Source organism: Methylobacterium sp. 142-1Y, assembly GCF_057747795.1.
In genome coordinates, this window is the sequence record NZ_CM173224.1 from 5,365,395 (window position 1) to 5,383,622 (window position 18,228).

General features: G+C 70.1%; 15 protein-coding genes. 7 read left to right on the forward strand and 8 right to left on the reverse strand.

Annotated elements, in window-relative coordinates:
• The first annotated feature begins 105 nt into the window (after positions 1 to 105).
• Positions 106 to 408, forward strand: coding sequence for a 30S ribosomal protein S21 (gene rpsU, locus AC3AOF_RS24665; protein ID WP_203158559.1), 303 nt, complete (start codon positions 106 to 108; stop codon positions 406 to 408).
• 87 nt (positions 409 to 495) lie between these two features.
• Here rpsU and AC3AOF_RS24670 read toward each other — a convergent pair whose 3' ends face one another.
• Positions 496 to 876: a response regulator gene (locus AC3AOF_RS24670; protein WP_488346754.1), complete on the reverse strand. Its 381-nt coding sequence runs from the start codon at positions 874 to 876 to the stop codon at positions 496 to 498.
• 478 nt (positions 877 to 1,354) lie between these two features.
• Here AC3AOF_RS24670 and AC3AOF_RS24675 point away from each other — a divergent pair, with 478 nt between their 5' ends.
• Positions 1,355 to 2,146, forward strand: coding sequence for a class II glutamine amidotransferase (locus AC3AOF_RS24675; protein ID WP_488346755.1), 792 nt, complete (start codon positions 1,355 to 1,357; stop codon positions 2,144 to 2,146).
• Positions 2,147 to 2,758: 612 nt separating this feature from the next.
• Positions 2,759 to 5,161 (forward strand): nucleotide disphospho-sugar-binding domain-containing protein, encoded by a 2,403-nt coding sequence (locus AC3AOF_RS24680; protein ID WP_488346756.1) that lies wholly within the window; start codon positions 2,759 to 2,761, stop codon positions 5,159 to 5,161.
• 5 nt (positions 5,162 to 5,166) lie between these two features.
• On the opposite strand, the gene AC3AOF_RS24685 is transcribed toward AC3AOF_RS24680, so the two are convergent.
• Entirely contained in the window at positions 5,167 to 6,846 is a 1,680-nt protein-coding gene (locus tag AC3AOF_RS24685) for a methyl-accepting chemotaxis protein (RefSeq protein WP_236988364.1), read from the reverse strand.
• Positions 6,847 to 7,046: 200 nt separating this feature from the next.
• Entirely contained in the window at positions 7,047 to 8,537 is a 1,491-nt protein-coding gene (locus AC3AOF_RS24690; RefSeq protein ID WP_488346757.1) for a carboxypeptidase M32, read from the reverse strand.
• A 186-nt stretch (positions 8,538 to 8,723) separates the two neighbouring features.
• On the opposite strand from AC3AOF_RS24690, the gene AC3AOF_RS24695 reads away from it, so the two are divergent.
• Positions 8,724 to 10,193 (forward strand): metallophosphoesterase family protein, encoded by a 1,470-nt coding sequence (locus AC3AOF_RS24695; protein ID WP_488346758.1) that lies wholly within the window; start codon positions 8,724 to 8,726, stop codon positions 10,191 to 10,193.
• A gap of 12 nt (positions 10,194 to 10,205) precedes the next feature.
• On the opposite strand, the gene AC3AOF_RS24700 is transcribed toward AC3AOF_RS24695, so the two are convergent.
• From AC3AOF_RS24700 to AC3AOF_RS24720, 5 genes are all read right to left on the reverse strand, one after another.
• Positions 10,206 to 11,108, reverse strand: coding sequence for a sigma-70 family RNA polymerase sigma factor (locus AC3AOF_RS24700; protein ID WP_488346759.1), 903 nt, complete (start codon positions 11,106 to 11,108; stop codon positions 10,206 to 10,208).
• Positions 11,098 to 11,562: a carboxymuconolactone decarboxylase family protein gene (locus tag AC3AOF_RS24705; protein ID WP_488346760.1), complete on the reverse strand. Its 465-nt coding sequence runs from the start codon at positions 11,560 to 11,562 to the stop codon at positions 11,098 to 11,100. The genes AC3AOF_RS24700 and AC3AOF_RS24705 overlap by 11 nt, the downstream gene beginning before the upstream one ends.
• Before the next feature lie 52 nt (positions 11,563 to 11,614).
• A complete protein-coding gene (locus tag AC3AOF_RS24710) occupies positions 11,615 to 12,073 on the reverse strand; it encodes a cupin domain-containing protein (RefSeq protein ID WP_236988359.1) in 459 nt (152 codons plus the stop codon).
• Between the two features lie 267 nt (positions 12,074 to 12,340).
• Positions 12,341 to 13,150 carry an AprI/Inh family metalloprotease inhibitor gene (locus tag AC3AOF_RS24715; RefSeq protein ID WP_488346761.1) on the reverse strand — a complete coding sequence of 270 codons (810 nt, stop codon included), beginning with the start codon at positions 13,148 to 13,150 and terminating at the stop codon, positions 12,341 to 12,343.
• A gap of 13 nt (positions 13,151 to 13,163) precedes the next feature.
• Positions 13,164 to 14,126: a 2-hydroxyacid dehydrogenase gene (locus tag AC3AOF_RS24720; protein WP_488346762.1), complete on the reverse strand. Its 963-nt coding sequence runs from the start codon at positions 14,124 to 14,126 to the stop codon at positions 13,164 to 13,166.
• Positions 14,127 to 14,403: 277 nt separating this feature from the next.
• Between AC3AOF_RS24720 and AC3AOF_RS24725 the strand changes: the two genes are divergently transcribed.
• The 3 genes from AC3AOF_RS24725 to AC3AOF_RS24735 all read left to right on the forward strand — a co-directional run bounded on the left by AC3AOF_RS24725 (position 14,404) and on the right by AC3AOF_RS24735 (position 18,226).
• Complete coding sequence (locus AC3AOF_RS24725; protein ID WP_236988356.1) at positions 14,404 to 15,495, forward strand: ABC transporter ATP-binding protein; 1,092 nt, start codon at positions 14,404 to 14,406, stop codon at positions 15,493 to 15,495.
• 145 nt (positions 15,496 to 15,640) lie between these two features.
• Positions 15,641 to 16,951 (forward strand): ABC transporter substrate-binding protein, encoded by a 1,311-nt coding sequence (locus tag AC3AOF_RS24730; protein ID WP_488346763.1) that lies wholly within the window; start codon positions 15,641 to 15,643, stop codon positions 16,949 to 16,951.
• A gap of 330 nt (positions 16,952 to 17,281) precedes the next feature.
• Entirely contained in the window at positions 17,282 to 18,226 is a 945-nt protein-coding gene (locus tag AC3AOF_RS24735; protein WP_236988354.1) for a carbohydrate ABC transporter permease, read from the forward strand.
• The last annotated feature ends 2 nt before the right edge of the window (positions 18,227 to 18,228 follow it).

The window sequence follows — 18,228 nt, forward strand, 5'->3', positions numbered from 1 at the left end:
TCCGGGCCGTGGGGCGCATTTCGGTTGGCCGGGCAGGCAGCCATCCGGGCGCGTTCCGCGCAAGGTCGGCCACGATTCTGGATTTAGGCAAAAGGACATACACCCTTGCAGGTACTCGTTCGGGACAACAACGTCGATCAGGCCCTCCGCGTCCTCAAGAAGAAGATGCAGCGCGAGGGCATCTTCCGCGAGATGAAGCAGCGCAAGGCCTACGAGAAGCCGTCGGTGCGCAAGGCCCGCGAGAAGGCGGAGGCCGTGCGCCGCGCCCGCAAGCAGGCCCGCAAGACCGCCATCCGTGAGGGCCTGATCGCCGCTCCGAAGCCGAAGCCCCGCGTCGGCGGTCCCCGCCGTCCGGGCATGGCCCCGTCGGCTCCGGCCCCGGCCGCCGCTCCGGCCGCCTCGGCCTAAAGCCACTGGTCGCGCCCCATCCTTCGGGTGGGGTCGTCGACCGGACGTGAGCCCGACGCCGCGAGGCGTGCGGGCTCTTGTCGTTTGTCACGCCGCCGCGTGGGCGGCCCGCTCGGCCTCGACCAGCACGTCGAGCGGCCGCCACGGCTTCTGCATGTAGACCGCATGGTCCGGCACGGCTTGCGCCGCGCCCGGCCGCGAGGTCACCACCAGGCGTACCTCCGGCCAGTCCCGCTCCACCGTGCGGGCGAGGGTGGCCCCGTCCATCTCGCCGGAGAGTTGCATCTCCGTGAACAGCAGCGCGACCTCGGAGCCGTGCTCGCGCATCACCGCCAGCGCGTCGGCGGCGCTGTCGCAGGCGATCACGTCGAGATCGGTCTCCTCCAGGATCGCCGCGGCGAAATCCCGAACGGATTCGTCGTCCTCGACCACGACGGCGATCGACGGTGTGGGTGCTGCTCTGCCCATGAAGCCTCCTGTATTCTTTGACGATTTATTGAGTCCCGGGTCCTCGTGAGTGCTCGGGATTGATGCAGGGCCGCCCGACGCATCGCCGCGACGCTCCCGATGCGCGAGGCGACGGGGGCGAGCGGAACCGACGGGACGGAGATCGGGCCCGGTGTGATGCATGGCCGGAACAAGGGACGCGACCCGGCGACGCGAACACGCCTGCGTGAGCATCAACGACTCAATGCTGACATTGATCCCGGCAAAAGGTCTACCCTCATCCGGGCTTGTGATGCGTGCCGCGCATGCCAGGCCCTGACCCAACGGCATTGCCTGTATCTTGGGCATGAGCCTTGGGCATATGGGGAACCTTCGGGCATGCTGCGGTGCATTAACGGGCTGTTCACCGTCCGGGGCGGAATGTTACGGTTCGATGAAGGCGGCGGACGAGGCACGGCCCGGAGCGGGACCGGCACCCGCCGCGGGAGGTGAAGAGCCGATGTGCCGCTTCCTCGCCTACCACGGCGACCCGGTCTATCTCGACGAACTGGTCTGCGCGCCGACCCATTCCCTCGTGCATCAGTCGCTGCACGCGACGGAGGCCCAGACCGAGACCAACGGCGACGGTTTCGGCATCGGCTGGTACGGCGACCGGCCCGAGCCCGGCCTCTACCGCGACGTGCGGCCGGCCTGGTCCGACGAGAACCTGCGCAGCCTCTCCCGGCAGATCCGCGCCCGCACCTTCTTCGCCCATGTCCGCGCCTCGACCGGTACCGCGACCACCCGGGCGAATTGCCATCCCTTCGCCCATGGCCGCCACCTGTTCATGCATAACGGCCAGATCGGCGGCTATGCGCGCATCCGCCGGCGGCTCGAGGCGATGATTCCGGATGCGCTCTACGAGGCGCGCCAGGGATCGACCGATTCGGAGGCTTTGTTCCTCCTCGCGCTGGCGCACGGTCTCGACCGGGATCCCGTCGGCGCCATGGCGGCGAGCCTGTCGGCCGCAAGCGGCCTGATGCGCGAGGCTGGGATCGACGAGCCCCTGCGCTTCACCGCCGTGCTCACCGACGGCGAGAGCCTCACCGCCTTCCGCTGGGCCTGCGACGGCCGCCCGCCGAGCCTGTACTGGCGCGAGACCGGCACCGGCCTCGCGGTCGTCTCCGAGCCGATCGACGGATTGCGGGCCGGCTGGTCCGAAGTGCCGAAGGGCGGCACGCTCCTGGCGCGCGCGGGCGAGCCAGTGCGGGTGGCCGGGCCGGACCGGGTGGGATTCCGGGCGGCGGCGTGAGGGATCGGCTGGCGGGATCGCCGGCGGTCATTCCGGTTTGGTCGCCGTAGGGCGTCTTTTGGCTGTGCTGTCCTTGAGCCAGCGCGCCAAAGGCTTTCCCCGGACAACCCTGCCCGCAGAGGGGGGAGGGAGAAACCCGCGCTTTTTCCTGTCCCGGACAGCCCGGCGCTCCCCGGGGAGAACGACTCTGCCGGCATCGCATCAGGGCAGGTCGCTCGGCGATAAAAAATCAAGCAACACGTCTTTGAGCGGCGTCAATAATTATCTTCATGTCCAAATATAGTTGTTATATCTAATCCACTCGCTGCGTCCGGATGTTTTGCCTTGCGCCGTTCGACGCAAGCGCGCAAAGACGCGAGCATGGCCATCGCTGGTGAGCCATGATCCTTCGATGCACGCATATCCGCCAGGGAAAAGTGATTGCAGGCGCATGGCCCGGCGCAGCCGATGCGGAGGGACGATACACCGGCATCGTCTTATCATGAATTTTCGAGATGCATGCTGAGCATGGCGATCCGTCGCGGGCGAAACGAAATGAAAATCTGCTTCGATGATTGTCACGAAGGCCGACGCTATCTTACGACGCCTTCTTCGGCCGACCAATAGCGCGGCATGACCCGACGCGTCTTCCTCGCGGCCGTGGGCACGCATGGCGACATCCTGCCTGTCCTCGCCATCGCGGCGGCGCTGCAGGCGCGGGGGCATGCGGTGCAGGTCGCGGCACCGGAGCCGTTCCGGCCGCTCGCGAACCATGCCGGCCTCGCTTTCCACCCCATCGGCACCGCGGCGGAGTTCGCTCAGACCGTGGGACAGGCGGAGCTGTGGCGTCCGGTTCGCGGCGCGCGGGCCATGATCGAGGCCGTGGCGGCGGCCATCGCGCCGACCCACGACTGGCTCGAAGCCCTAGCCGGTCCCGACGACCTCGTCGTCGCCTCCTCCCTGGCGCTCGGCGCGCGGGTGGCCCAGGAGCATCGCGGGCTGTCGCTCACGACGCTCCACCTCATGCCGATGCTCATCGAGAGCCGGTTCGCCCCGCCCCGTCTGCCCGGCCTGCCGCTGCCCCGCTGCCTGCCCGCCTCCTTGCGCCACGCGCTCGGCCGCGGCGCCGACCGCTTCGTCCTCGATCCCGCTTCGCTCCCGCCCCTGAACGCCCTCCGGGACCGCCTCGGCCTCGGCCCGGTCCGGCGCCTGCGCCACTGGTGGCACAGCCCCGAGCGCGTCCTGCTCGCCGTGCCCGACTGGTACGCCCCGCCCCAGCCCGACTGGCCGGCCCAGATCGTCCAGGTCGGCTTTCCCCTCGCCGACACCTTCGGCGAGGCCGCGGACCTCGCCCCCGACCTCGCCGCCTTCCTGCGCGCCGGACCGGCGCCTGTCGTCTTCACCTACGGCTCGGCCATGGCCGGGGCGCAAGGATTCTTCGCCGCCGCCGCCGCGGCGTGCCGGCTCTCGGGCCGACGCGCGATCCTGCTCTCCGGCCGGGCCGAGGAGATCCCCGCCGGCCTGCCGCCCGGGGTGATCCACGCCGCTTACGCGCCGCTGAGCCGGCTCCTGCCGCACTGCGCGGCCCTGGTGCATCATGGCGGGGTCGGCACGGTGGCGCAGGCGCTGGCGGCCGGCTGCCCGCAGCTGATCGTGCCGGTGGCGTTCGACCATGCCGACGAGGCCGAGCGGGTGGTGCGTCTCGGGGTCGGGCGATCTCTCCCGCGCTGGCGTTTCACGGCCGGGCGGGCGCGGCGGGCGATCGAGGATCTGGCGGGCTCGGCCGTTGTGGCGGAGGCCTGCCGCGAGGTGCAGGTGCTGATGCGGGCCGAGAGCGGGGTCGCGCAGGCCTGCGACGCCCTGCTCCGCCCGCCCTCGACCTCGCCCGCACCCTCGTCCGGTCCGTCCCGGAGGGAACACGCGGTGCCGTCCGGCCAGACTCTGTGCCTGTGCCTGGTCGTCCGGGACCGGGCGCCGCTCATCCGCGCCTGCCTCGACAGCGTGCGTCCGCTGATCGATTCGTGGGTCGTCGTCGATGCCGGCTCCACCGACGGCACGCAGGACGTGGTCCGGCGCGCGCTCGCCGGCCTGCCCGGCGCCCTGCACGAGCGCCTAGGGGATGACATCGCCCGGACCCGCAGCGAGGCGCTGCACCTCGCCCGCCGGCACGGCACCTACTGCCTCCTGATCGAGGCCGAGGAGCGGCTCGACGTCCCGGCGGGCACCACGCTGCCGACCCTCACCGCCGACAGCTACACCCTGGACGTCGCCTACGGCGACACCGTCAGCCGCCGGCCGCGGATCCTGCGCACCGCCCTGCCCTGGCGCTCTGACGGAGTGATCCCGGAGACCCTCGCCTGCGACACGGCCGGGGCCGCCGGGCACCTGCCGGGCCCGATCCTCCGCCGCCCTCGCGCCGAGAGGCGCGACCCCGAGGCCGACCGGCTCGCCACCGCGGCGGTCGAGAGAGCCCTGGCCGAGGCGCCCACCCCGCCGCTCGCCGCGCACTACACCTTCCACCTCGCGCAGGGCCACCGGGATCGCGGCGAGTTCGAGGCGGCGATCGCGCGGTTCCTCGAACGGGCCGACCAGGGCTTTTCGCCCGACGAGGTCTACGTGTCGCTGCTCGAGGCCGGCCGCCTCATGCAGCGGGCCGGGCGGCCGCTGGCTTCGGTGCTGGAACCCCTGGACCGGGCGATGGCCCTGATCCCCACCCGCGCCGAGGCGCCGCACGCCGCGAGCGGCGCCTGCCGGATGCACGCCGATTACGCCCGTGCCACCCGCTACGCCATCATCGCCGCCGCCACGCCGAGGCCCGAGCACGGGTTGTTCCTGGAGCCCTGGATCTACGCCTACGGCGCCCTGGACGAGCTTGCGGTCAACGCCTACTGGGCCGGCGACGACCGCACGAGCCTGGAGGCGACCTTGCGCGCCCTCGCCTCCGGCACGGTGCCCGAGGATCAGCGTGCGCGGTTCCTCGCCAATACCCGCTTCCCCCTGGACCGGCTCGCCGCCGGTCGAACCCCAGGGCCGTGACGCCCTCACGCGGCCCGCACCTCCCCCAGGAACGCCGTGACCGATTCCGCCAGCAGGGCCGAGTTCTGCGCGAGCACCCCGGCCACCGCCCGGACCTGGTCCGATTGCGCGGCGCTCGCCAGGGAGGCGGTGCGGACCTGGTCGATGCTCTCGGCGACGCGGCGCGCCTCGGCGCCGGCGCGGTCGATGTTGCGGCCGATGCCGTCGCTCGTCGTCGCCTGGTCCAGCATCGCGCCGCGGATCTCGTCGGCGAGCCGGCTCGTCTCCGCCACCGCGTCGATGATCGCGCCGATCTCCTCGGCGGTGTGCCGGGTCGCGCCTTGGATCGCGGCGATCTGCGCGGCGATCCGGTCGGTCGCGGCCGCGGTCTGGCCGGCGAGCGCCTTGACCTCGCCGGCCACCACCGCGAAGCCCCGGCCGGCGGCGCCGGCCCGCGCCGCCTCGATCGTGGCGTTCAGCGCCAGCAGGTTGGTCTGCTCGGCGATGGTGCGGATCAGGTCGGCGGCCTCGCCGATCTCGCCCGACGCGCTCACCAGCCGCCCCACCGTGTCGGCGGTGGCCTGGCTGCGGGCGAGCGTCGCGCTCGCCATCTCGCTCGCCCGGCCGACCCGTCCGCCGACGCCGGCAGCCGAGTCCGAAAAATGCCGGAACGCGCCCTCCACCTCCGCCACCGCCCGCGCGGCGACGCCGGAGGCGCCGGTGACCGCCGCCGATTGCTGCTCGACCTCGTGCGCCGCCCGCGACAGCACGTCGGCGGTCAGCTCCATCTCGCGGGTCGAGGCGTCCAGCGCCTCGGCCGCCTGCGAGGCCCGGGCCTCGAAGGCCCGGCAGGCTCCGTCCAGCCGCTCGGCCCGCCGCCGCTCGATTCCCGCCCGGACCCGCTCCGCGTCCTGCGCCGCGCCCTGCTCGCACAGGGCCGCCTGGAACACCGCGATGGAGGAGGCCATCTCGCCCATCTCGTCGCGCCGCCGGGTGAACGGCACGCTCACCGCCAGGTCCCCGGCGGTCAGGGAGAGCATCGTGCGGCGCAAGGCCTGGAGCGGGCGCTGCACCTGCGTCAGGCTCACCCAGGCCGCGCCCGCGACCGCGACGACGAGCCCGAGGGCCGGCACCGCGACGAGGGCCACCGCCTCCCGGGCCCTCGCCCGGGCCACCGCCTCGCGCTCGTCCTGGAGCCGCGCGAGCACCGCGTCGCCCAGCGCCAGGATCTTTGCCACCATCCGCTCGCGGCTCGTGATCGTCGCCTCGTCGGCGGCCTGGATCCGCGCCGCCTTGGGCGAGAGCGTCCGGCCGAGCTCCGCCGTGTCGCGCTGGTAGGCCAGGAATTCCTGCAGGGTCAGCGAGAGCGTCCGCGCCTCGGCCTCGTCGAGAGAGGGCTTGAGCGCCGCGAAGAAGGCCGGGCGCTCGGCCTCGACCGCGGCGAGCGCCGCGTCCAGCGCCCCGAATTTCTGGCCGGCCTCGGCGACGTCCTCGGCCGCCACCAGGGCCTGCACCGTCACCACCACGTGCTCGATCCCTTGCGCCAGGGTGCGGGTGTGGAACGCCGCCTCCCAGGCCGCCTCCACGGCGCCCGCGCGGCTTTGCTCGTTCTGCGACAGGGAGATCGCGAAGGCGGCGATGCCGGCGGCGACCAGGATGGGCAGCCCGACGACGATGCCGAGCTTCCGGCCTAACGTGAAACGCATGGATGCACCGAGAAATGAACCGATGGTGCGCCCTACAGTGGAAAATCCTTCTGTAATATTAAATTTAGTCGCCGAAGCAATACTATAACTATTGCATGACAATTCAAAAAATATCGTAAAATTTGAATCGAATGCGATCGCTTGATCCCATTTCTTCGCTGCGCGCGTCAAGCGCAGCGAAGACTGGTTTTCACTGCCGTTCAGGCCTCGAGGTAGCGCCGGCGGAGATGGCCGAGGAAGATGTCGGCCGAGAGCGGCCGCCCGGTCGCCGCGGTCAGGATTTCTTGCGTCCCCGAGGCGCTGCCCTTGCCGTGCACGGTCGCCCGCAGCCAGCCGACGAGGGGCGCGAAGTCGCCGCGCGCGAGGCCGGGGCGCAGGTCGGGCTCTGCCGTGCAGGCGGCGTCGAACAGTTGCGCCGCCATCATCGCCCCGATCGTGTAGGTGGGGAAGTAGCCCCAGGCGCCGCCGGGCCAGTGGATGTCCTGGAGGCAGCCATGGGCATCGTCCGGCACGGTGAGCCCGAGGAGCCGGTGCATCCCGTCGTCGAAGGCGCCCGGCAGGTCGCCGATCTCCATCTCGGCCCGGATCAGCGCCCGCTCGAGCCGGTAGCGCAGCAGGATATGGGCCGGATAGGTGCATTCGTCGGCATCGACCCGGATGAAGCCCGGCGCGACCTTCGTGTAGTTCCGGTACAGCGCTTCGGCCTCCCAGGCCGGCCCGGCGCCGCCGAAGGCCTCGCGCACCAGCGGCGCGAGATACGCGACAAACTCGCGGCTGCGGCCGGCCTGCATCTCCAGGGTGAGCGACTGGCTCTCGTGCAGGCTCATGCCGCGGGCAGCCCCCACGGGCTGGCGGCGCCAGGCGGCGGGGCGGCCCTGCTCGTAGAGGGCGTGGCCGGTCTCGTGCAGCACGCCCATCAGGGCGCGGGCGAAGTCGGTCTCGTCGTACCGGGTGGTGATGCGCACGTCGTCGGTGGCGCCGCCGCAGAACGGGTGCAGGCTGACGTCGAGGCGCCCCCTGTCGAAGTCGAACCCCGCCGCCCGCATCAGCGCCAGCCCGACCCGGCGCTGGGTCTCGACCGGGAACGGTCCCTCGGCCACGGGAGCCGGCCCCGCCGCCTCCTGGCGCGCCCGCGCTTCGGCGATCAGGCCCGGCAATTCAGCCTCCAGCACGGCGAAGAGCGGGTCGATCGCCGCCTGCCGCAGGCCCGGATCGTAGCTGTCGAGGAGGGCGTCGTAGGGGGAGAGGCCCAAGGCCTCGCCCTTCGCCCGGCCGATCTCGCGCTGGAGATGCAGGACCTCGGCGAGGTCGGGCCGCAACAGCGCGAAATCGGCGGTGCGGCGGGCCTCGCGCCAGGTCATCTCGGCCCGCGACACGGCGCGGGAACTGGCCTCGACCAGGTCGCGCGGCACCGCCGCGGCGTGGGTGTAGGCCCGGCGCATCTCGGTGAGGTTCGCCCGTTGCCAGTCGTCCAGCCCGCCTTCCGCGTCGGCTGCGGCGAGCCGGTCGGCGGTGGCGGGATCGACGAGGAGGTCGTGGGCGAGGCCGCGCAGCACCGCGATCTGGTCGCCCCGCCCCTCCGCCGCCCCGTCCGGCATCAGGGTCTGGGCGTCCCAGCCGAGGATGCCGGAGGCGTCCTCGAGGGCGCTGATGCGGGCGAAGGTGGCTTCGAGGGCGCGGTAGGCCTGCATGGGGGAATCCGGTCGTGGTGGAATCGTCGTCGGGTTGTCGGACGGGGGCGTGTGGGCTGGCAAGGACCCGATTGTAAGGCTCCCGGCGTCAGTGTCCCGTGGCGCGTAGGCCATCCACGGCGAACCCAGCAAATGACGCAATGGCAGGATGATTTATCGTTGCATATTGGGTCGAGCAGCCGGAGAATGAGGGATGTTGCCATCGGCTGCGCAGTCGTCAGCTATGGGTTGCGCCCTGACCGCACTGACTATGAAATCCGTGTTTTTGCCGCCGCATGCTCTGTCAAACGGAAAAAGATTTTGCCTTCGCAAAATTACGTTCAGGCGCTCCAGCCACAATCGCCGGGTCATCAATTCGTCATCTACGGTGATTCATGCTCCGGAGTTCCAGGAGCCTTGCACGAGCAGACATTTGCTGCCGTGAATGCTGTGTTGAGGCGTCTCGCGCCGCAGCCGGAGTTCATCCTGTTTCCAGGTGACGAAATCATCGGATTGACACCGGACCCAACCGCTCTGCGTGCCCAGTGGAAACACTGGCTCGATGTCGAGACCGCCTGGCTCGATCGTCGCACGATTCCGATGTGGCACACCACCGGCAATCACACGACATACGACACGATGAGCGAGGACATCTTCCGTGACATCCTGCGATTGCCCACCAACGGTCCCGACGACCAGAAAGGACTGTCCTACTGGGTTCGTCGCGACGATCTGTTGATGGTCTTCGTTCATACCCTCTGGACCGGCCTCGGCGGCGAGGGGCACGTCGAAACCGACTGGCTGAAGGCCGTACTCGATCAGCATGCCGACGCCCGACACAAGATCGTCCTGGGCCATCACCCGGTCCACCCCGTCAATGGATTTTCCGGGTCCTATCAACGCGAGATCGGCCACGAATATGCGGAGATTTTCTGGACGACTCTGAAGGAGGCCGGTGTCCTCGCCTACGTGTGCAGCCACATCCTTGCCTACGATGTTCAGGTGCATGAGGGGGTGCTGCAAATCTGTACTGCGGGTGCCGGGACGGCGCACAGGATGCCCGAGGGTATCGAATACCTCCACTGCATCCAGGCGGCCCTCGATCGGGACGGGTTGCGGTACCAGGTGCTGGATACGAACGGCATCGCGCGGGAGCGATTGCACTGGCCGCCCGCCGCCGTCTCCTCCGCAGGCTGGCGACGCGTCGCGACGGGCCGATCGGACGCCCTCTTCACGGGATCGATCGACCCCGGCGATCTCGTCGCATTCCGCTTCTCCGGAAAAACCGCGACGGAGGCGTGGGCCCCGGAGCAGACCCTGTTCACCGCGCACGCTCGGGACACGATCGCCCCGATCTGGCTCGGCCTGCGCGGACCGAAGCAGACCCTGACCCTCATCGTGGGGAAAACGCCGGGACGAAGCCCGTCCTACTGGCTCGGCCCCGACCTTCCGGTCGATCGCGCGTTCGACATCGAGGTCGCCTTCTATCCGGATATGGGGCCGGGAGGCATTCTCCTCCGAAACAGCGGCAAAGCCTCCTGGACCTCGCTCAAATCCGCCACCGCGACGGGCGTCGAGAGCATTGATTGGCCTCCAGCCTGGAGCATCGGGCACGGCCAGCACGGACCGAGCGATCGTCCCTTCAAGGGGCCGAGGCTGGCGGTGAGCGTCTGCTAGCCGGTCTCGACGTCATGACGGCGGCCCCTCGCCCCGCGCCAGCCCGAGCCGCTCCGCGACACGGCGGAGCTTGTCCGGATTGCGGGTGATGTAGATGCCGGCGATCCGGCCGTCCTCGACGGCGAGCGCCGTCACCTGCAGCACGCCGCCGCGCTCCAGGCTGGCATAGCCCGGAAGGCCGTCGACGGTGACGGCGGCGAGGAAGGTCGCCGGGTCCGCCCGGTGCTTGCGGGCGAGGCTCGCGAACAGCCGCAGGATGCGCGCGAGGCCGACGATCGGATTGAGGAAGGCGACGACCTTGCCGCCGCCATCGGCGTGGATGACGGCGTCCTCGGCCAGCATCGTGCGCAGGGCCTCGGTGTCCCCGTCATGCGCGGCGGTGAAGAAGGCCTGGGCGAGGCGCTCGCCCTCCTCGCGGGCGATCCGATAGCGGGGCCGGCCGGCCTGGACGTGCCGGCGCGCCCGGACCGCGAGCTGGCGCAGGGCCGCCGGGTCGCGGCCGAGCGTGTCTGCGACCTCACCGAGCGGCACGCCGAACACGTCGTGCAGGAGGAAGGCGGCCCGCTCCAGCGGCGACAGCCGTTCGAGCGCCAGCATCAGGCTCAGGGTCAGGCCGTCGCCGTCCACCTCGTCCTCGTCGGCGAAGTCCACCAGCGGCTCGGGCAGCCACGCGCCGACATAGGTCTCGCGCCGCAGGCGGGCGGAGCGGAGCGTGTCGAGGCAGAGGCGGGTGACGATCCGCGACAGGAAGGCGCCCGGTGATCGCACCGCCGCCCGGTCGGCCTCCGCCCAGCGCAGCCACGCGGTCTGGACCACGTCCTCGGCTTCCGCGAACGAGCCGAGCATGCGGTAGGCGAGGCGCACGAGCCTCGCCCGTTCCGCCTCGAAGGCCCGCGTACCGTCGTCAGGCCGCATCGCGCGACGGATCCGCGTCGTGGCGCCCGCGCAGCCCGACCTGGAGCCGGTTCCTGAGATTGATCGCGCCGATCTGGAGCGTGAGCTGCACCTGCTCCGCCTCGCTGAAGGCCTCCCTGACCTCATCATACACCGCATCGGGGGCACCCGTCTCGGCGACGCGGGTCAGCGCCTCGGTCCAGGCGAGCGCCGCCCGCTCGCGCGGGCTGTAGACGGTCGCCTCCCGCCAGGCATTCAGGAGGTAGAGGCGCATCTCGCTCTCGCCGCTCTTGCGGGAAGCGGCGGCGTGCATGGCGATGCAGTAGGCGCACCCGTTGATCTGCGACGCCCGCAGCTTCACCAGTTCCAGCAGGCCGTGCTCCAGGATTCCGGCCCGGAGGCTGCTCTCCACGTTCATCATCGCCTTGATGGTCGCGGGGGCGTGCGCGTAGGGGTTCTCGATGCGAGGGGTCATGGTCGGCTCTCCGTGATCGGGATGTCGGTTCGGGCGGCCGGCGGGCGGCCGGTCAGTGGATCGGGGTCGTCAGGGTGGTCTCGGCCGTATCGACGACGAAGACCGCGAGCAGGCGGGCCGGCTCCGTGGCGCTGGCATTGGCGCTGACGCCGTGGCGGTCCCCCGGCCTCTCGGTGAAGCTCTCGCCGGCCTCGTAGACGCGCTCGGGCCCGTCATTCACCCGGCTGCGGATCGCGCCGGCCAAAACCGTCGCGACGATAAAGGCGCTTCGGGCATGGGTATGCGCGGGCGAGGCGCCGTTCGGCCCGTACTCGACCAATACCGCCCGCAGGCTCTTGCCCGGAACGTTCGGGATGGCCTGGTCGAAGACGACGGCGACCCGGGCCTCGCCTGCGGCCGGCGGTTGGGCGGTCAGAGGGGTGACGGTCGGTGGTGTGACGGTCGGTTCCTGCGCGAGCGCTCCGCTCGCGAGGAGAAGCATCGCCGCCGCGATGCGGGCGGGCCCGATCATGGCTCCACCCGGGCGCGCCGAGCCGCCGCGGCCCTGTCCTCGATCACGATCCTCATGATCCGTCTGCCTCCGCGGGGGCGCGCCGAATTGCGGGCCCCTTCGCGCTCATGACGAGGCAGCCTCGGCGGATGTGACATCCCGCGGAGATTTTTCGTCGGCCCTGCCCGGAATCGGCACTGCGCCGCGGGGGCGCCGTTTGACCGGCACGGAGGCGTGAGGGCGCGTTGGCGGATCGGAGATCGGTTCAGGACAGGGCGAGGCCGCCCCTCACGGCTCGACCCGCCGCAGCAGGAAGGTCGTGCCGATCTCCGGGTCGCGGCGCCAGCGCCCCTCCCCCACGGGGATCAGCTCGACGCTGTGGCCGCGCCGCGCCACCAGGCTGAGGCGGCCGGCCTCGTAGTGCCAGGCAGTGGGATCGAACAGGGCGAGGCCGGGATCGCGGCAGCCCTCCTGCACCTGCGCGCCCTCGGCCCTGAGCACCACCCGGCAGACGTCCTTCTCGACGAAGCGGTCGAGGGTGTAGAGCCCGACGACGGCGGCCGGGGTCGCGGGGGCGCCGGTCCAGCTGTCGCGGGCGGCGTCGCGGGCATTCGGAAGGGTCGAGAGCGCCGCCTGGGTCACGAGCGGCGTCTCGGGGGCGGCCGGCCGTGCCCCCGCCTGGGCGAGGCTGTAGCGCTCTCCGCTCACCGATTCCGCGCTGCGGATGCCCTCATTGTCCGGGCTCGCGAAGGCCAGAACCGGCTGGCCCTCCCGGTCGAGAAGCTGGATCAGACCATTGTCGACGCGCCAGCCACTCAGCCCGTTGACCACGGGCAGCGCCCGCCGGCAGCCGGCCGGGAAGCGCAGGGCCTGGCCGACCGGGCCGGGCTCGGCGGCCAGCATCAGGCCGCAGCGGCGGAAGCTGCCGTCGAGCGCCAGTTCCCAGGGGCCCGCGGCCTCTCTTGGGCCCGCGGCCTCTCTTGCGGCGGCGGTCTCTCTTGCTCCCGAGGCATCCCCGGGCGGACTGGTCTCCTGCGCCGCCGCGCATCCCGTCCAGGCAAGAAGACCGAGGACCGGAAGGAGGCGGCGCAGGCACATGGCGCGAGTCTTTCTAGGTCTGAGCCTTCCAGGGTGTCTCGGCCACGGGGGTCACCGGACCGTTGCCCTGGAACCAGGAGGTCAGGTTATCAACGACAAGCTGGCCCATCGCGTTGCGTGTGTGGTGCGATGCCGAGCCGACATGTGGCAGCAGAACCGCATGCTCCTGGGCGATCAGGGCGTCGGGCACCTTCGGCTCCTCGGCGAACACGTCGAGGCCGGCGCTCTGGATCGTGCCGTCGGCCAAGGCCGCGGCCAGCGCATCCTCGTCCACGAGAGTGCCGCGGGCGACGTTGACGAGCACGCCCTGGGATCCCAGCGCCTCCAGCACCTCGCGCCCGACGATGTTCTTCGTCTCGGGCCCGCCCGGCGCCACCACCATCAGCACGTCGCAGGCCTTCGCCATCTCGAGCAGGGACGGGAAGTATTCGTAGGGCACGTCCGCCTGCTTCGTCCGGCCGTGATAGGCGATCGGCAGGCCGAAGGCGACGAGGCGGTGGGCGATCGCCCGGCCGATCCGGCCGAGACCCAGGATGCCGACCTTGCGCCCGCGCAAGGTCCCGGTGAGCGGATAGGGCTTCTCCAGCCACTTGCCCTGGCGCAGGTAGCGGTCGACCTGCGGGATCTGCCGCACGGTGGCGAGCAGCAGGCCCACCGCCAGGTCGGCGACCTCGTCGGTCAGCACGTCGGGCGTGTTCGTCACGATCACGCCGCGCCGGTCGCAGGCCGCCGCGTCGATCGTGTCGTAGCCGACGCCGAAATTGGCGACGATCTCGAGCTTCGGCAGCCGGTCGAGCAGGGCGTCGTCGACGTGGACGTGGCTCACCGCCATCCCGCGGATTCTCGGCCCGACCTCGTCGATGAGGCGCTCCTTGTCCTCGACGAGGTCGCCGCGGTGAACGGTGAAATGCCGCTCCAGGCTCTCGGTCACGAGCGGCGACATCGGCCGCAGGATCAGAACATCTGTGGACTTCAAGCCTGTCTCCCGGTCGTTTCTGGCGCATCCGACGATGGGCGCATGGCGAGGACGCTTGATCTTGCGCCCCGCGCGCCCGATGATGGCCGCCAACACGAGAGGCGGCAAGCCAAGGCCGCCCCGTTCTTACGGGTCGAGGAAACAACCCAGATGAGCGCCAGACGCCCTGCTCCGGGCTCGCCTGTCGTGTGTTCGTCGTCTGCCTGTGGCAGCGCTGCCGTTTCGGTCCGCGCGCCGCGCGCGACCGCTGTCTGATCAACACGACTACGAGGAGCCGATGGCCGGGCTGGAAATCAGGAACGTGCGCAAATCGTTCGGGGCCACCCCGATCCTGCACGGCGTCTCGATCGACATTCAGGATGGGGAATTCGTGATCCTGGTCGGCCCGTCGGGCTGCGGGAAATCGACCCTTCTGCGCATGATCGCAGGGTTGGAGAACATCACGGCGGGCGAGATCCGGATCGGCTCGCGCGTCGTCAACGCGGTGCCGCCGAAGGAGCGCGACATCGCCATGGTGTTCCAGAACTACGCGCTCTACCCGCACATGACCGTGAAGGACAACATGGCCTTCTCGCTGAAGTTGCGGAAGGCCGCCAAGGAGGAGATCGACAGCCGGGTCGGCCGCGCCGCGGCGATTCTCGGCCTCGAGAAGCTCCTCGACCGCTATCCGCGCCAGCTCTCGGGCGGCCAGCGCCAGCGCGTCGCCATGGGGCGGGCGATCGTGCGCGACCCGCAGGTCTTCCTGTTCGACGAACCGCTGTCGAACCTCGACGCCAAGCTGCGCGTCGCGATGCGGGCCGAGATCAAGGAGCTGCACCAGCGCCTGCGCACCACCACGGTCTACGTCACCCACGACCAGATCGAGGCCATGACCATGGCCGACAAGATCGTGGTGATGCATGACGGCGTGGTCGAGCAGGTCGGCGCGCCGCTCGAACTCTACGACCGGCCCGACAACATCTTCGTCGCCGGCTTCATCGGCTCGCCGTCGATGAACTTCCTGAAGGGCAAGATCGCCGGCGACACCTTCCGCACCGAGGGCGGCCTGACCCTGCCGCTGCCGACCCGTGGCTCGCGCCCGGCCGACGGGATGCCGGCGGTCTACGGCCTGCGGCCCGAGCATGTGCGCCTGGCCGAGAACGGCGTGCCGGTGGAAGTGGCGGTGGTGGAGCCGACCGGCTCCGAGACCATGGTGCTGGTGCGCCCGCCCGGCGGCGGCGCCAAGGACATCGCCAACGAGGTCGCCCGCGACATCGCCTGCGTGTTCCGCGACCGGATCGGCGCCGGCCCGGGCGAGCGGATCAGCATCACCGCCGATCCCGCCCTCGTCCACCTGTTCGATGCCGAGAACGGCCGCCGGCTGAGCTGATGGCCCGATTCCGGCCGGCGGCGGGACGCCATCCCGCCGCCGCCTGGAGCATTGTCCGACGAAGTGGATGCCGGTTCGTCGCAGACAATGCGTCAGTAAAAAGCTTCACCGACACCATAACGATCATCCCGGGAGAGACGCCACGATGTCAGCCTTCGATCGTCGCCAGATCCTCAAGGGGGGCGCCGCCCTCGGCCTCGCCTCCGCCGCGGGCCTGGAGGGCTTCGCCCGCGCCTGGGCGCAGGAGAACCAGTGGAAGCCGGAGGCCGGCGCCTCGCTCAAGCTCCTGCGCTGGAAGCGCTTCATCCCCTCCGAGGACGAGGCCTTCATGCGCCTCGTCGACGCCTTCACCAAGGCGACCGGCGTGCCGGTGAGCGTGACGAGCGAATCCTTCGACGACATCCAGCCCAAGGCCTCGGTGGCGGCCAATACCGGCCAGGGCCCGGACATGGTCTGGGGCCTCTACTCGTTCCCGGCCCTCTTCCCGTCGAAATGTCTCAAGGTCGGCGACGTCGCCGACTATCTCGGCAAGAAGTACGGCGGCTGGTTGCCCGCGGCCGAGGCCTACGGCAAGGTCAAGGGCGAGTGGATCGCCATCCCGATGGCGTTCAACGGCGGCTATATCAACTACCGCATCTCGGCCATGAACAAGGCCGGGTTCCAGAAGTTCCCGGAGGACCATGCCGGCTTCCTGGAACTGTGCCGGGCGATGAAGAAGAACAACACACCGGCCGGTTTCGCGCTCGGTCACGCCACCGGCGACGCCAATTCGTGGATCCACTGGGCCTTGTGGTCGCACGACGCCTACCTGGTCGACGCCAACGAGAAGATCGTCATCAACTCGCCGGAGACCGCGAAGGCACTCGACTACGTCAAGGCGCTCTACGAGACCTTCGTGCCCGGCACCGCGTCGTGGAACGATTCGTCCAACAACAAGGCGTTCCTGTCCGGCGACCTTTATCTCACCGGCAACGGCATCTCGGTCTACGCCGCTTCCAAGGCCGAGAAGAAGGACATCGCGGCGGACATGGATCACGGCCTGTGGCCGGTCGGCAAGTCCGGCAAGCCGACCGAGTTCCAGCTCGCCTTCCCGATCCTGGCCTACACCTACACCAAGGCGCCGAACGCCTGTAAGGCCTTCATGGCCTTCGCGCTGGAGGCCCAGAACTACAATTCCTGGCTGGAAGCCTCGCAGGGTTACCTCTGCCACCCGCTCAAGGCCTATTCCAACAACCCGATCTGGACCGCCGACCCGAAGAACAAGGTGTTCGGCGAGGCCTCGAGCCGGACGCTCGCCGCCGGCGGCCTCGCCCCGGTGAGCGAGAAGGTGGCCGCCGTGCTCGCCGACTTCGTCGTCGTCGACATGTTCGCCTCCTACTGCACCGGCCGCGAGGACCTGAAGGGCGCGATCAAGACGGCGGAGAGGCAGGCCCAGCGGATCTTCCGGTCGGCGTAAGCAACCTTACGCAAGGTCGGCGCGCAACTCCCCTCTCCCCGCGGGCGGGAAGAGGGCTTTGGTGACCTTGCCGTCACCAAAGCGAGGCGTCAGCCGAGGGTGAGGGGGTCTCGACGGATGAGACTCCTCCGGCATCACCCCCTCACCCTCGCTCCGGCTTCGCCTTCGCTTGCCGCATCACCTGAACGGTGACACGGCCCTCTCCCCGCCCGCGGGGAGAGGAGAAACCCGCGCCTCACGCGGCCAATGATGGACGTGGCAGTCCGACTCTGCTGCCCTCCACTTCCCCGAGGCGTTCCCAAACCAAGAAACACCCGGAGGAGGCTCCCCGTGGCCGATATCGCCCTCGCCCGCCCCGCCGCGGCGGCGCCCCCGACCGGCTCGGCCTGGAGCCGGTTGCGGACGAGCCGCGGCTGGCTGGGCTTCTGGTTCATGCTGCCGGCAGCCGCGATCCTGCTGCTGTTCCTGGCCTATCCGCTGGGCAAGGGCGTCTGGCTCTCGCTCACCGACACCCGGATCGGCCGCGGCGGCAATTTCGTCGGGATCGAGAACTACGAGTGGCTGTGGGACGACAGCGTCTTCTGGCTCTCGGTGTTCAACACCCTGGTCTATACGGGCTTTGCCTCGGTGGCGAAGTTCGGCATCGGCCTCTACCTGGCGCTGCTCCTCAACAAGCGGCTGCCGTTCAAGGCGCTGATCCGCTCGATCGTGCTGATCCCGTTCGTCGTGCCGACCGTGCTGTCGGCTTTGGCGTTCTGGTGGATCTTCGACAGCCAGTTCTCGATCATCTCGTGGTCGCTGCGCCATCTCGGCCTGCTCGACCACAACATCGATTTCCTCGGCGATCCGACCATGGCGCGGATCTGCGTGACCTTCGCCAACATCTGGCGCGGCGTGCCGTTCATCGCCATCACGCTGCTCGCCGGTCTTCAAACCGTGTCGCCCTCGCTCTACGAGGCGGCGACGATCGACGGCGCGACGCCGTGGCAGAACTTCCGCCACATCACCCTGCCGCTCCTCACCCCGATCATCGCCGTGGTGATGACCTTCTCGGTGCTGTTCACCTTCACCGACTTCCAGCTGATCTGGGCGATGACCCGCGGCGGCCCGGTGAACACGACCCACCTGATGGCGACCCTGTCCTACCAGCGCGGCATCCTGTCGGGGAATCTCGGCGAGGGCGCGGCCATCGCCACCGCGATGGTGCCGTTCCTGATCTTCGCCATCGGGATCTCGTGGTTCGGCCTCCAGAACCGCAAGTGGCAGACCGGCTGAAA

Coding starts and splice junctions, on each gene's coding strand:
- AC3AOF_RS24670 (WP_488346754.1), bottom strand. CDS start 876: ATGGGCAGAGCAGCACCCACACCGTCGATCGCCGTCGTGGTCGAGGAC.
- AC3AOF_RS24730 (WP_488346763.1), top strand. CDS start 15,641: ATGTCAGCCTTCGATCGTCGCCAGATCCTCAAGGGGGGCGCCGCCCTC.
- AC3AOF_RS24675 (WP_488346755.1), top strand. CDS start 1,355: ATGTGCCGCTTCCTCGCCTACCACGGCGACCCGGTCTATCTCGACGAA.
- AC3AOF_RS24715 (WP_488346761.1), bottom strand. CDS start 13,150: ATGTGCCTGCGCCGCCTCCTTCCGGTCCTCGGTCTTCTTGCCTGGACG.
- AC3AOF_RS24680 (WP_488346756.1), top strand. CDS start 2,759: ATGACCCGACGCGTCTTCCTCGCGGCCGTGGGCACGCATGGCGACATC.
- AC3AOF_RS24700 (WP_488346759.1), bottom strand. CDS start 11,108: ATGCGGCCTGACGACGGTACGCGGGCCTTCGAGGCGGAACGGGCGAGG.
- AC3AOF_RS24725 (WP_236988356.1), top strand. CDS start 14,404: ATGGCCGGGCTGGAAATCAGGAACGTGCGCAAATCGTTCGGGGCCACC.
- AC3AOF_RS24710 (WP_236988359.1), bottom strand. CDS start 12,073: ATGATCGGGCCCGCCCGCATCGCGGCGGCGATGCTTCTCCTCGCGAGC.
- AC3AOF_RS24685 (WP_236988364.1), bottom strand. CDS start 6,846: ATGCGTTTCACGTTAGGCCGGAAGCTCGGCATCGTCGTCGGGCTGCCC.
- AC3AOF_RS24690 (WP_488346757.1), bottom strand. CDS start 8,537: ATGCAGGCCTACCGCGCCCTCGAAGCCACCTTCGCCCGCATCAGCGCC.
- AC3AOF_RS24705 (WP_488346760.1), bottom strand. CDS start 11,562: ATGACCCCTCGCATCGAGAACCCCTACGCGCACGCCCCCGCGACCATC.
- AC3AOF_RS24695 (WP_488346758.1), top strand. CDS start 8,724: ATGAGGGATGTTGCCATCGGCTGCGCAGTCGTCAGCTATGGGTTGCGC.